A 12,794-nucleotide genomic window follows, 5' to 3' on the forward strand; every position below is an offset into this window, starting at 1 on the left:
CTTGATTTGCCTGCGCTGCACGGCAGTGGCCCGGCCCTTGCTCTACGCTTATAGCAAGCGCACTTGCGCGTTTCTCTAATAAGTACAAAGCCAAGGAGAACATCATCATGCGTTACGCCCACCCCGGTACTGACGGCGCCAAAGTCTCGTTCAAGAGCAAGTACGGTAACTACATCGGCGGCGAGTTCGTCGCACCGGTCAAAGGTCAGTACTTCACCAACACCTCGCCGGTCAATGGCCAGCCAATTGCCGAATTCCCCCGCTCCACCGCCGAAGACATCGACAAGGCGCTGGACGCTGCCCACGCCGCCGCCGATGCGTGGGGCGCCACTTCCGTGCAGGCGCGCTCACTGATCCTGCTGAAAATCGCCGACCGCATCGAAGAAAACCTCGAATTGCTGGCGATCACCGAAACCTGGGACAACGGCAAAGCCATCCGCGAAACCCTCAACGCCGACATCCCCCTGGCCGCGGACCACTTCCGCTACTTCGCCGGTTGCCTGCGCGCTCAGGAAGGCAGCGCTGCGGAAATCGACGGCAACACCGTGGCCTACCACATTCATGAACCGCTGGGCGTAGTCGGCCAGATCATCCCGTGGAACTTCCCGCTGCTGATGGCCGCGTGGAAACTTGCGCCAGCGCTGGCCGCCGGTAACTGCGTGGTGCTCAAGCCTGCCGAGCAAACCCCGCTGGGCATGTGCGTACTGATGGAGCTGATCGGCGACCTGCTGCCGCCGGGCGTGCTCAATGTCGTGCAAGGCTTCGGCAAAGAAGCTGGCGAGGCGCTGGCGACCAGCAAGCGCATCGCCAAAATTGCCTTCACCGGCTCGACCCCGGTCGGCTCGCACATCATGAAATGCGCAGCGGAAAACATCATTCCGTCGACCGTGGAACTGGGCGGCAAGTCGCCGAACATCTTCTTCGAAGACATCATGCAGGCCGAGCCGAGCTTCATCGAAAAGGCCGCCGAAGGTCTGGTGCTGGCGTTCTTCAATCAGGGCGAAGTGTGCACCTGCCCTTCCCGCGCACTGGTGCAGGAATCGATCTATGACGAATTCATGCAGGCCGTGATGAAGAAAGTCAGCCAGATCAAACGTGGCGACCCGCTGGACACCGACACCATGGTCGGCGCCCAGGCATCCGAGCAGCAATTCGACAAGATCCTCTCGTACCTGGAAATCGCCAAGGGCGAAGGCGCGGAGTTGCTGACCGGCGGCAAGGTGGAAAAACTCGAGGGCAGCCTGGCCACCGGTTATTACATCCAGCCGACCCTCCTCAAGGGCACCAACAAGATGCGCGTGTTCCAGGAAGAAATCTTCGGCCCGGTGGTGAGCATCACCACCTTCAAGGACGAAGCCGAAGCCCTGGCGATTGCCAACGACACCGAGTTCGGCCTCGGCGCCGGCCTGTGGACCCGCGACATCAACCGCGCCTACCGCATGGGCCGGGCGATCAAGGCCGGTCGGGTGTGGACCAACTGCTACCACCTGTATCCGGCGCATGCCGCATTCGGCGGTTACAAGAAGTCCGGCGTCGGGCGTGAAACGCACAAAATGATGCTCGACCATTATCAGCAGACCAAGAACCTGCTGGTGAGCTACGACATCAATCCGTTGGGATTCTTCTGATCCTGCGATGCTGATCGTTCCCACGCTCCGCGTGGGAACGCCTCAACGGACGCTCCGCGTTCGGTTTCGAAGGGACGCGGAGCGTCTAGGGCTGCATTCCCACGCAGAGCGTGGGAACGATCAGGTTCCTGGCTGTAGCCGGGCCAATAAAACAATAAAAATGGTGAACCCTATGCCAAGCGAATCCCCGGCCGGCGCTCCGGCGACCGGCTCCTCCGTCGACTTCGAAAAAGTCGGCTCCGACTACTTCCAACAACGCGAACTGAAAAAAGGCGCCGCTGGCTGGGTCCTGCTGGTGGGCCTCGGCGTCGCTTATGTGATTTCCGGCGACTACGCCGGCTGGAATTTCGGCCTCGCCCAGGGTGGCTGGGGCGGCATGTTTCTCGCCACGCTGCTGATGGCGACGATGTACCTGTGCATGTGCTTTTCCCTGGCCGAATTGTCCTCGATGATTCCCACCGCTGGCGGCGGCTACGGTTTCGCCCGCAGTGCGTTCGGGCCGTGGGGCGGGTTTCTCACCGGCACCGCGATCCTCATCGAGTACGCCATCGCCCCCGCTGCCATCGCGGTGTTCATCGGCGCCTACTGCGAGTCGCTGTTCGGCATTGGCGGCTGGATGATCTATCTGGCGTTCTACATCATCTTCATCGCCATCCACATTTTCGGCGTCGGCGAAGCGCTCAAGCTGATGTTCATCATTACCGCCGTCGCCGCGCTGGCGCTGGGGGTGTTTCTGGTGGCGATGGTGCCGCACTTCGACGTCGCCAATCTGCTCGACATCCCGGTGACCACTGCGGTCGGTGCCAGTCCGTTTCTGCCGTTCGGCTATGTCGGCGTCTGGGCGGCGATTCCCTATGCGATCTGGTTTTTCCTCGCCGTCGAAGGCGTGCCGCTGGCGGCGGAAGAAACCAAAAACCCCAAGCGCGACCTGCCGCGCGGGCTGATCGGGGCGATGCTGGTGCTGCTGATGTTCGCACTGCTGATTCTGATCGTCGGCCCCGGCGGCGCCGGTGCGAATTCGCTGCTGACTTCGGGTAACCCGCTGGTCGAAGCACTGAGCAAGGCCTACGGTGGCTCGACGTGGATGGGCAGCTTCGTCAATCTCGTCGGTCTGGCCGGACTGATCGCCAGCTTCTTCTCGATCATCTACGCCTACTCGCGGCAGATCTTCGCGCTGTCGCGGGCCGGTTACCTGCCGCGCAAACTGTCGCAGACCAACAAGAGCAAGGCGCCGGTGCTGGCCCTGGTGATTCCCGGGATCATCGGCTTCGGTCTATCGCTGACTGGCCAAGGCGATCTGCTGATTCTGGTCGCGGTGTTCGGGGCTACCATTTCCTATGTGCTGATGATGGCCGCGCACATCACCCTGCGCATCCGTCGCCCCAAAATGGACCGGCCGTACCGCACGCCGGGCGGCATTTTCACCTCGGGTGTCGCGCTGGTATTGGCCTGTATCGCCGTGGTGGCGGGCTTCCTGGTCGATCCACGGGTGGTGATCGGCGCCGCGATCATCTATGGAGTGTTAATTGCTTACTTTGCTTTCTACAGTCGGCATCACTTGGTAGCAGGCACGCCGGAAGAGGAATTCGCGGCGATTCAAAAAGCTGAACAAGCCTTGCACTGATTGTCGAAAACCACGGCGCAGACGCATTCTGCGCCGTCACGGAGAACGCTGAATGGCCAGTTTTGCTCACACGGTCGGCGCGCAGACTTACCGCTTCGACAGCCTCAAAGATGTCATGGCCAAGGCCAGCCCCGCCCGCTCGGGGATTTTCTCGCCGAGATCGCCGCGCTCAACGACGGCGAACGGGTAGCCGCGCAAATGGCCCTGGCGGACATCCCGCTCACCCACTTCCTGCAAGAAGCGCTGATTCCCTACGAAGCCGATGAAGTGACTCGGCTGATCATCGACACCCACGACAAACAAGCCTTCGCCGTGGTCAGCCACCTCACCGTTGGCGGCTTTCGCGACTGGCTGCTCAGTGATGCGGCGGAAGAAACCAGCCTGCGCGCCCTCGCCCCCGGCCTGACCCCGGAAATGGTCGCCGCCGTGTCGAAGATCATGCGCGTGCAGGACCTGGTGCTGGTCGCGCAGAAAATCCGCGTGGTCACCCAATTTCGCGGCACCCTCGGTTTACGCGGGCGCCTGTCGACCCGCCTGCAACCCAACCATCCGACTGACGAGCCGTCCGGCATTGCCGCGAGTATTCTCGACGGCCTGCTCTACGGCAACGGCGATGCAATGATCGGGGTCAACCCGGCCACCGACAGCATCGCTTCGATCTGCGCGATGCTGGAGATGCTCGACGCGATCATCCAGCGCTACGATATTCCCACCCAGGCCTGCGTGCTGACCCACGTCACCACTTCTATCGAGGCGATCAACCGTGGCGTGCCGCTGGATCTGGTGTTCCAGTCGATTGCCGGCACTGAGGCTGCCAATGCCAGTTTCGGCATCAACCTCAACGTCTTGCAGGAAGGCTACGACGCCGGCCTCAGTCTCAAGCGCGGCACCCTCGGGCAGAACCTGATGTATTTCGAAACCGGTCAGGGCAGCGCGCTGTCGGCCAACGCCCACCACGGCGTCGATCAACAGACCTGCGAGACAAGGGCCTACGCCGTAGCGCGACATTTCAAACCGTTCCTGGTGAACACCGTCGTAGGATTTATCGGCCCGGAGTATCTCTACAACGGTAAGCAGATCATCCGCGCCGGCCTTGAAGATCATTTCTGCGGCAAGTTGCTCGGCGTGCCGATGGGCTGCGACATCTGCTACACCAACCACGCCGAAGCCGACCAGGACGATATGGACACCCTGCTGACGTTGCTCGGCGTCGCCGGGATCAACTTCATCATGGGCATCCCCGGCTCCGACGACATCATGCTCAATTACCAGACCACTTCGTTTCACGACGCCTTGTACGCCCGCCAGACCCTGGGCCTGAAACCGGCGCCGGAGTTCGAGCAGTGGCTGGCGAACATGGGCATCTTCACGCAGGCGGACGGCAAGGTTCGCTTCGGCAACAACCTGCCGCCGGCGTTCCGCCAGGCCTTGGCGCACTTGGGATGAGTCTTATGGAAAAACCACCGGTCGATCCGCAAAACCCCTGGCTGGAACTGCGCCGCCTGACCCCGGCGCGCATTGCCCTGGGCCGCACCGGCACCAGTCTGCCGACGCGGGCGCAGCTGGATTTTCAGTTTGCCCACGCCCAGGCCCGCGATGCCGTGCACCTGGCCTTCGATCACAGCGAAATCAGCGCACAACTGAGCGAGCGCGGGCGGAAAACCCTGGCGCTGCAAAGCGCCGCGCCGGACCGACACACCTATCTGCAACGCCCGGACCTGGGGCGCAAGCTCAGCGATGAGTCGGCGCAGACCTTGCGCGACTACGCCAGCGCCCACCCAGGCGGGGTCGACCTAGTGATGATCGTCGCCGATGGTCTGTCGGCACTGGCGGTGCACCGCCACACCCTGCCATTCCTGACGCGCCTGGAAGAACAGATGAGCGGCGACGGCTGGTCCGTGGCGCCGGTGGTGCTGGTCGAGCAGGGTCGCGTCGCCATCGGTGACGAGATCGGCCAGTTGCTCGGGGCGAAAATGGTGGTGATGCTGATCGGCGAGCGTCCGGGCCTGAGTTCGCCGGACAGCCTCGGGCTGTATTTCACCTATGCGCCGAAGGTCGGCCTCACCGACGCGTATCGCAACTGCATTTCCAATGTCCGGCTTGAAGGCTTGAGCTACGGCATGGCGGCGCATCGCTTGCTGTATCTGATGCGCGAGGCCTGTCGGCGGCAGCTGTCGGGGGTCAATCTGAAGGATGAAGCTCAGTTGCACACATTGGAGGCCGACGACGCTGTCGACATGAAAGGCAACTTCCTGCTCGATCCACCCCCAGCCTGAACCGTTTCCGCATTGCCTTTCTGCGCTGCTTTCAGGCAGGATCGACGCACGGCCGCCCGGGTTTCCCATCGCCGTCAGAGCAGTTGAAGACAGCCACTTGAAGACGAGACCTATCATGCGGATTATTCAAGCGACCCTCGAACATCTGGATTTGCTGACTCCTTTGTTCGTCAAATATCGCGAGTTCTACGGCTCCCTGCCTTACCCGGATTCCTCCCGCGCGTTCCTCGAAAAACGCCTGCGCCGCAAAGAGTCGGTGATCTATCTGGCCCTGGCCGACGATGACGACAAGAAACTCATGGGCTTCTGCCAGCTATATCCGAGCTTTTCGTCGCTGTCTCTCAAACGCGTGTGGATTCTCAACGATATCTACGTTGCTGAAGACGCGCGCCGGCAACTGGTCGCCGACAACCTGATCCGCACTGCGAAGAAAATGGCCAAGGAAACCCAGGCCGTGCGCATGCGCGTCTCGACCAGCGCGAACAACGAAGTGGCGCAGAAAACCTACGAATCGATCGGCTTCAAGGAAGACACCGAGTTCAAGAACTACGTACTGCCGATCAGCGACGAGCTCTGACTCCAACGGCTTCGGTGATGAGGGAGTTCGCTCCCTCGCCACGGCCGCCCCTTCCCTGACAATTGCTCACTTCGCGACACTCCCCGCTACAAAACCGGCGCGCTTTTCAGCGGTCAGACCGTATAATCCCGATCTTTCCGGCTTGTAAGAAAAACTACACCCCGCTGTAGGCTTACACGAAGTCATCCGCACAGGCCTGCCGAGTCGGGCCGTCATACAGGTGCCCCCATGGATTTCAACCCGCTCGACCTTATCCTGCATCTCGACGTGTACCTCGATTTGCTGGTGAACAACTATGGGCCATGGATTTACGCCATCCTGTTTCTGGTGATCTTCTGTGAAACCGGTCTGGTGGTGATGCCGTTCCTGCCGGGCGACTCGCTGCTGTTCATCGCGGGCGCGGTGGCGGCCGGCGGCGGCATGGATCCAGTGCTGCTCGGTGGCCTGCTGATGCTGGCGGCGATCATGGGCGACAGCACCAATTACGTGATCGGACGCACGGCCGGGGAGAAGCTGTTCAGCAACCCGAACTCGAAAATCTTCCGTCGCGATTACCTGCAAAAAACCCACGACTTCTATGACAAGCACGGCGGCAAGACCGTGACCATGGCGCGCTTCCTGCCGATCATCCGCACCTTCGCGCCGTTCGTTGCCGGTGTGGCGCGGATGCCGTACCCGCGTTTCTTCGGCTTCAGCGTGCTCGGCACCATCCTCTGGGTCGGCGGTCTGGTCACTCTGGGTTACTTCTTCGGCAACGTGCCGTTCATCAAGAAAAACCTCTCGCTGCTGGTGGTGGCAATCATCCTGCTGTCGCTGGTGCCGATGATCATCGGCGTGGTGCGCAGCCGTTTCGGCGGCACCAAAGTGCAATCGCACTGATCCGATGTGGTCTCTGAGCGCCTGGCGTCGCCGGCGCATCCTGGCCAGCCACCCGATTGCCGACGACCTGTGGCAACGGGTGCGCCACCAACTCTCCTTCCTCGACGGCATCAGCGCGGCTGAAGACCAGTGGCTGCGCGAAGCCTGTGTGCTGTTTCTCGACGACAAACACCTGACCGCCCTGCCCGGCGTCGAACTGCATCAGGAACAGCGCCTGCTGCTCGCCGCCCAGGCGCAGTTGCCGTTGCTGCATCTCGGCGATCTGAACTGGTATCAGGGCTTCCACGAGATCGTTCTATACCCCGATGACTTCCTCAGCCCGCAACGCCATCGCGATGCCAGCGGCGTCGAACATGAGTGGGATGGCGAACACAGCGGCGAAGCCTGGCAGCAGGGGCCGGTGATTCTCGCCTGGCCCGGCGTACAGGCCAGCGGTGGCTGGGAAGGTTACAACCTGGTGATCCACGAGCTGGCGCACAAGCTCGACATGCTCAACGGCGACGCCAACGGCCTGCCGCCGCTGCATGCCGACATGCGCGTCAGCGACTGGGCCACGGTGATGCAGGCCGCCTACGACGACCTCAACTGCCAGCTCGATCACGATCCAGACGCCGAAACCGCCATCGATCCCTACGCCGCCGAGAACCCGGCGGAGTTCTTCGCCGTCACCAGCGAATACTTCTTCAGCGCCCCGGATCTGCTGCATGAGGCTTATCCACAGGTCTACTTGCAGCTGCAGCTTTTCTACCGGCAGGATCCGTTGGGCAGACTGCGGCAACTTCAAGCCACAGACCCGGTCTATCGGGCGCACGACTAAGCTCTGCACGACTTCTGGTACGTGGCGTCGACGTAGGAATGTGCCTATAATCGCCGCCACTTTTTGGTCAATCCGGCCAAGTGTTTTTGGTCAACTACGGGGGCAACGCCCAATGAGCTACAGCAAGATTCCGGCTGGCAAAGACCTGCCGAACGACATCTACGTCGCGATCGAGATCCCGGCCAACCACGCGCCGATCAAATACGAAATCGACAAAGACAGCGATTGCCTGTTCGTTGACCGTTTCATGGCCACCCCAATGTTCTACCCGGCCAACTACGGTTACATCCCGAACACCCTGGCTGACGATGGTGATCCCCTCGACGTGCTGGTCGTGACCCCTTACCCGGTAGCGCCAGGCTCGGTAATCCGCGCCCGTCCGGTCGGCATCCTGAACATGACCGACGACGGCGGCGGCGATGCCAAAGTCATCGCAGTGCCACACGACAAGCTGTCACAGCTGTACGTCGATGTGAAGGAATATACCGACCTGCCACCCCTGCTGATCCAGCAGATCGAGCACTTCTTCGCGAACTACAAGGATCTCGAGAAGGGCAAGTGGGTCAAGATCGAAGGCTGGGCCGGTGCAGACGCTGCCCGCGAAGCGATCACCAAGTCGGTTGCCGCCTACAAGGGCTAAGCCATTGCGCTTTGCGTGACGCTTGAAAAAACCCCGGACTTCCGGGGTTTTTTGTTATTGGCGTCTGCATAATCGACTCGGTTGTTCAGGTCGATGTCACTCGAAATACACCCTGGTCGGCCCCTCTCCCTCCGGGAGAGGGTTGGGGTAAGGGCCTCTTGAAAAAGCCCGACTAAACAAACCGTTTAAATTCCTACATGCAGTTTTAATCTGTTTAATTTCCCACAAGCACGTCTTACATCCCGTCGCAAAATACAGGCTTTTTTTGAACGCCCGGTTTATTCAAACCGCTCTGGTCCGGCCGTAGACTCCGTGTTTATGAGAAAGAACACTAGCGGTCCACGATTCAAGGCACTCCTGGAAGCAGCGAACATCAGCACCACGGATTTCGCAAGGTTCTGGGGCACGGAAGCCCAAAACGTTCATAACTGGTACACCCGGGGCGTCCCGGCGTATCGCATGGAAGAAGTCTCACGCCTGTTGTCGGTCAATAGTGAATGGCTGAAAACCGGGGAAGGCGTCAAGGAGGTCCCGCGCCTGCACCCACCCGCCAGTAATGGCGACACGTTCGACGCCCAGTCGATCTGCGGCGTCTACACCGTCATCAACCCCAGCGACATCGATCTGGCCTTCTTCAAGGAAACCCCGATCGCCAATGGTGATGGCAAAACCCACGTCATTCTCGACCCCGACCAATCCCTGCGCCTGCCCCGCGCCCACCTCGATCAACTCGACATCCAGCACGCCAACGCCATCTGCGCGCACATGATCGGCAACAGCATGGCCGATCGCATCGAAGACGGCTCTATCGTCGCCATCGACCGCGGCCTGACCCAGGTCGTCGACGGCGAAATCTACGCCATAGAGCACGACGGCATGCTGCGCATCAAATACCTGCACCGCATGCCCGGCAACGGCCTGCGCATGCGCAGCCACAACAGCGCCGAATATCCCGACGAGGTTTTCCGGCCGGCGCAGATCGAAGAGCAGCGGATTCACATTCTTGGCTGGGTGTTCTGGTGGTCGACACTGGGCAAGCGCCGGCCGGTGGTGCCGTTTCTATGACAGTTCACTCGAACCTGTGGGAGCGGGCTTGCACGCGAAGAGGCCCTGACAACCGATACAAATCCCGAGTTTGTACCGCTTCAGTCGCTCTAAACCGCACTTGAGGCTGGGAATCCAGAGCAAAACTCAGTATCCTGCGCCCCACATTCGCGCATCGACCCGCCCAGCGGCTCGGATGACGCCCGACGCGGCAGACCAACGTCTGACCAAGTCCCACAGCCGGACGCAAGATCCGGATGTACGTTTTGAAGGCTGGCGCGGTTTACCAAAAATAAACCAAGCCAGTCCCCGAGAAGCCGGCCACAAGCCGGCTTTTTAATGCCTGCAAAAAGGATACGCCTCTCGCTTGGAAGGAATCGAACAAGCTGGGCACTACAATTCCGAAGCGCTTCACAAGGAAGTTAAAACATGCGATTCGCCCCTCGTTTCACGCTGCTTGGACCGGTCATCCTGATCGCTGCGATAAGTTTTTATCTCTCAGGCTGCGTCGGTGCCATCGTGGCGTTGCCTGAGAAAACCACACTCAGAACTGACGAGTACAAAGCTCTAAGTGCTCGTTCGCTCACGCCAGCGATTACCCGAACCGTGCAATCAGCGCCTACCCGAGAATGGTGTGGCGTCACGGTTTGGGCGTTGATCATTCCTGTTCCGCTGAAATTGCCCGTGTGTACGTCGTACTCCGAGCAGTCCTTTGGCAGCGACGAATCTGGAGATGAAACCGTTTTGCTCTATTCAAAACAAACGGTGCCGTCGCCGTTCTACGCCTGCGGCCCGTTCATGATGCTGGGGCCGATTGTGCATGGTTATCAGGGCAATGCGCTTTGCGGCGTTTTTCCAAATTAGCCGGGAATTCACGGATAACTGAACGACTTCACCAACGTCAGCTCCCCCGCTGTCCGCATCGGCACTACAAACGTCTCCATCTTCTCGCTCGGCGTGCCTTCTTCAGTAATCACCGTCACCTGCGCCGTGGTCAGCGCCTGCACCGCTTCATCCCCTCCTTCGTCATCTCCGCGATACCCGCCGCCGTAATAATTCACGTACACCAGATACTGCCCCTTGATCGGCGCGGGCATGGCGGCGATTTCGGGACCGTAGCCGGTGGTGACGTCGACGTCCAGGGCGGCGCCGTTGGCGGCGCTGCGGTTGCCGTACCAGATGTGGGCGCCGTCGGGGGTGATCAGGTGCAGGTCGAGGTCGGTACCATCGCTGTCCCAGGCCAGCAGGACGCGCAATTTAGCCGGGGTGGCGCCGCCGCGGGCGTTGAGGAACTGCGTGCGGTGGCGTTGCTGGCCGTCGGCGCTGCGCACTTCGACGCTGTTGCTGCCGTTGGGGAAGGAGAACGGCCGATCAAATCCGCCGGTTGGATCGATTTTCAGCGGCATGCTGACGCCGTTGACGATCAGGCGTCCGGGTTCGTCGTTCTTCGGCACGGCTTTGATCTGACCGCTGATTCTGGCGGTATTGGCCTGACCAAGCGGTGTGTTGACCGACGAGGCCGGGTAGTTGATGGTCTGGCGAAAGCTCTCGCCCTCGCCTTCTGGCGCGCCGCTGCGCCAGCCGGCGACCGGGGTGTCGAGTTTGACGCCCTCGGCGGCGAACGCTTGCGGCAGCACGTTGAGGGCACAGAGCAGCAGCAAGACCTGTGGATAACGGAGTGTCATGGTCTATTCCAGCAAAAGGTGACGGGCGAGCCCTTCGATGTAGGTTTCATCCTGGCCGTGGGGGTGTGCTTCGAAGGCCAGGTGCAGATATTCATGAGTCAGGTCGAGGCGATCCTGCAGGGTCAGCACGCCGCGCACGTAAATGCGCTGGCGTTCGCGGTCGACGAAGGGCCGGCCGAAGGCGAGTTTGCATACGGCAAACGTGCTGACTTCGTTGTAGCCGGTTTCGCTTTCGAGCCTCGGACGCCAGCCGCGTCGCTGTTTCTGCAGCCAGTCTTGCGCGGCGGGCAATGCTTCGCAGGAGGCGACCGGGTTGTCCCAGCGGCTGAGGCTGGCGCGCGGATAAGCGTGCAGCAGAATCGCGTCGTAACGCTGGCCGGCGTTCGCTTGCTCGACGGCTTGCTGCCAAGCGAGTTTGTCCGGACCGGGTTGGTCGGAGTGATAGGTGACGGTGCTGCCGGCCAGTACCAGATCCGCCGTCCACGCCGCAATGTTGCGCGACTCGGCGGAAGCAGGACGCGGGGCGACGCGCTGGCGATTGCTGCTGTCGTCGATGCTCAGGCAATCGCCGTTGCGCGTGGCGTTTTGCAGCAGATAGGTGCGGATCGCTACGGCCAGCGCTTTGGCGGCTTCGGCGGGTTGCGGTTTGGCTTCGCGCTCAAGGACGCGAGCGACATACTCCTCGCGATCAAGCCTTGCGACGAGTTTGTCGTCGAGCAGAAACAGTTCGCCGTCGCTGTGGATATCCAGCGCGTTGCCGTTGGCGAACTCGACGCGGTAGTCGCCGCGCAATGGCCCGGACGTGGCAACACGATCCCCGGCCAGAACTTTCGAAACCGGGTATTTCGAGAACAGCCCGACTTCCACACAGCGCCCTGCGTCCGCTGGCCAAGCCGTCGGTAATACGCTGGCCAGCACCTGAGCGTAATGACGCAGGACCATTTGACTGGTACCGCGTCCACCCGCCCAGATCGGCGCGCCGTCGGCGCTCCAGCCAGCGAATCCACCCTGGCGCGATTGTGCATCCTGGTCGCCGAGCCAGCTCCAGGTTTTCACCCGCAGGCGCCCGCCCAACTCGCCGACGACATTGCCGTCCGCCGCATTCAGTACGACATCGAGCAGCACGCGGCGCGCCTGATCCTGCGCTGGCAGCAACGCCAGAACGCTCAACAACTCGGCAACCGAAACCCTTGTTGCCGGTTGCACGGCTGGCAAATCGAGCAACCACGACGGCGCCTGCCGCGCCTGCCAATACGCTCGCCAATCCGTCGCTGCGATGCCCAACCGCGCCGGTTCGAAATACAAACCGCAGGACTTCACCAGTGCGTGATCCCGCTCGATCCTGCCGCCCGCCGCGCAGCAATAAACTTCTTCTTTGGACTGCCCGCGACATTCATACGCCGGTTCCCGTGCACCGGTATCCACCAGCCACGCGTAGACGAACAACTTCCACAGACTGCCCAGCGGCGCATCCAGCGACGCTGGCAACGGTTCGCGCTTGATCAGTTGCGTCTGACTCAACGACAACAACTCGCCCTGATAGGCCACGCGCAATGGCTCGTCCTGCGCTGTCGCCAGCGCAGGCATCACACACATCAGCAGCCACAACAGCGGCCGGCGCATG

At 61.2% G+C, this 12,794-nt stretch carries 11 protein-coding genes and 1 pseudogene; 10 read left to right on the forward strand and 2 right to left on the reverse strand.

All coding sequences use genetic code 11. From position 1 onward, the window contains the following. The first annotated feature begins 107 nt into the window (after nucleotides 1-107). From exaC to ACZZZ4_RS05500, 10 genes and pseudogenes are all read left to right on the forward strand, one after another. Nucleotides 108-1,628: an acetaldehyde dehydrogenase ExaC gene (exaC, locus tag ACZZZ4_RS05455; protein WP_463547392.1), complete on the forward strand. Its 1,521-nt coding sequence runs from the start codon at nucleotides 108-110 to the stop codon at nucleotides 1,626-1,628. 172 nt (nucleotides 1,629-1,800) lie between these two features. After that, complete coding sequence (eat, locus tag ACZZZ4_RS05460; protein WP_039761854.1) at nucleotides 1,801-3,252, forward strand: ethanolamine permease; 1,452 nt, start codon at nucleotides 1,801-1,803, stop codon at nucleotides 3,250-3,252. A gap of 52 nt (nucleotides 3,253-3,304) precedes the next feature. Beyond that, nucleotides 3,305-4,698: pseudogene (locus tag ACZZZ4_RS05465) on the forward strand (ethanolamine ammonia-lyase subunit EutB). 5 nt (nucleotides 4,699-4,703) lie between these two features. After that, complete coding sequence (gene eutC / locus ACZZZ4_RS05470; protein ID WP_463547393.1) at nucleotides 4,704-5,528, forward strand: ethanolamine ammonia-lyase subunit EutC; 825 nt, start codon at nucleotides 4,704-4,706, stop codon at nucleotides 5,526-5,528. 115 nt (nucleotides 5,529-5,643) lie between these two features. Continuing rightward, nucleotides 5,644-6,105, forward strand: a complete 462-nt coding sequence (locus ACZZZ4_RS05475; RefSeq protein WP_016773002.1) for a GNAT family N-acetyltransferase — start codon at nucleotides 5,644-5,646, stop codon at nucleotides 6,103-6,105. Between the two features lie 228 nt (nucleotides 6,106-6,333). Then, nucleotides 6,334-6,984 (forward strand): DedA family protein, encoded by a 651-nt coding sequence (locus tag ACZZZ4_RS05480; protein WP_016773001.1) that lies wholly within the window; start codon nucleotides 6,334-6,336, stop codon nucleotides 6,982-6,984. A gap of 4 nt (nucleotides 6,985-6,988) precedes the next feature. After that, complete coding sequence (locus tag ACZZZ4_RS05485) at nucleotides 6,989-7,801, forward strand: M90 family metallopeptidase (RefSeq protein WP_463547394.1); 813 nt, start codon at nucleotides 6,989-6,991, stop codon at nucleotides 7,799-7,801. Nucleotides 7,802-7,913: 112 nt separating this feature from the next. Further along, nucleotides 7,914-8,441, forward strand: coding sequence for an inorganic diphosphatase (ppa, locus tag ACZZZ4_RS05490; protein WP_003205933.1), 528 nt, complete (start codon nucleotides 7,914-7,916; stop codon nucleotides 8,439-8,441). Nucleotides 8,442-8,759: 318 nt separating this feature from the next. After that, the gene (locus tag ACZZZ4_RS05495; protein ID WP_415761312.1) at nucleotides 8,760-9,506 is read left to right on the forward strand and encodes a S24 family peptidase; all 747 of its coding nucleotides are present in this window, start codon (nucleotides 8,760-8,762) and stop codon (nucleotides 9,504-9,506) included. A gap of 408 nt (nucleotides 9,507-9,914) precedes the next feature. Further along, on the forward strand, nucleotides 9,915-10,349 hold the full coding sequence (locus tag ACZZZ4_RS05500; RefSeq protein WP_310409166.1) for a hypothetical protein: 435 nt from the start codon (nucleotides 9,915-9,917) through the stop codon (nucleotides 10,347-10,349). An 8-nt stretch (nucleotides 10,350-10,357) separates the two neighbouring features. Here the strand turns inward: ACZZZ4_RS05500 and ACZZZ4_RS05505 are convergent, their stop codons facing one another. Continuing rightward, entirely contained in the window at nucleotides 10,358-11,170 is an 813-nt protein-coding gene (locus ACZZZ4_RS05505) for a YfaP family protein (protein WP_463547395.1), read from the reverse strand. Nucleotides 11,171-11,173: 3 nt separating this feature from the next. Then, entirely contained in the window at nucleotides 11,174-12,793 is a 1,620-nt protein-coding gene (locus ACZZZ4_RS05510; RefSeq protein ID WP_463547396.1) for a DUF2300 domain-containing protein, read from the reverse strand. Nucleotide 12,794: the final 1 nt, after the last annotated feature.

The sequence above is a fragment of the Pseudomonas sp. AC252 genome (genome assembly GCF_979258105.1).

What these genes read in the sequence shown, in the direction of transcription:
- exaC (WP_463547392.1), top strand. Translation starts at nt 108, where the DNA reads ATGCGTTACGCCCACCCCGGTACTGACGGCGCCAAAGTCTCGTTCAAG.
- eat (WP_039761854.1), top strand. Translation starts at nt 1,801, where the DNA reads ATGCCAAGCGAATCCCCGGCCGGCGCTCCGGCGACCGGCTCCTCCGTC.
- eutC (WP_463547393.1), top strand. Translation starts at nt 4,704, where the DNA reads ATGGAAAAACCACCGGTCGATCCGCAAAACCCCTGGCTGGAACTGCGC.
- ACZZZ4_RS05475 (WP_016773002.1), top strand. Translation starts at nt 5,644, where the DNA reads ATGCGGATTATTCAAGCGACCCTCGAACATCTGGATTTGCTGACTCCT.
- ACZZZ4_RS05480 (WP_016773001.1), top strand. Translation starts at nt 6,334, where the DNA reads ATGGATTTCAACCCGCTCGACCTTATCCTGCATCTCGACGTGTACCTC.
- ACZZZ4_RS05485 (WP_463547394.1), top strand. Translation starts at nt 6,989, where the DNA reads ATGTGGTCTCTGAGCGCCTGGCGTCGCCGGCGCATCCTGGCCAGCCAC.
- ppa (WP_003205933.1), top strand. Translation starts at nt 7,914, where the DNA reads ATGAGCTACAGCAAGATTCCGGCTGGCAAAGACCTGCCGAACGACATC.
- ACZZZ4_RS05495 (WP_415761312.1), top strand. Translation starts at nt 8,760, where the DNA reads ATGAGAAAGAACACTAGCGGTCCACGATTCAAGGCACTCCTGGAAGCA.
- ACZZZ4_RS05500 (WP_310409166.1), top strand. Translation starts at nt 9,915, where the DNA reads ATGCGATTCGCCCCTCGTTTCACGCTGCTTGGACCGGTCATCCTGATC.
- ACZZZ4_RS05505 (WP_463547395.1), bottom strand. Translation starts at nt 11,170, where the DNA reads ATGACACTCCGTTATCCACAGGTCTTGCTGCTGCTCTGTGCCCTCAAC.
- ACZZZ4_RS05510 (WP_463547396.1), bottom strand. Translation starts at nt 12,793, where the DNA reads ATGCGCCGGCCGCTGTTGTGGCTGCTGATGTGTGTGATGCCTGCGCTG.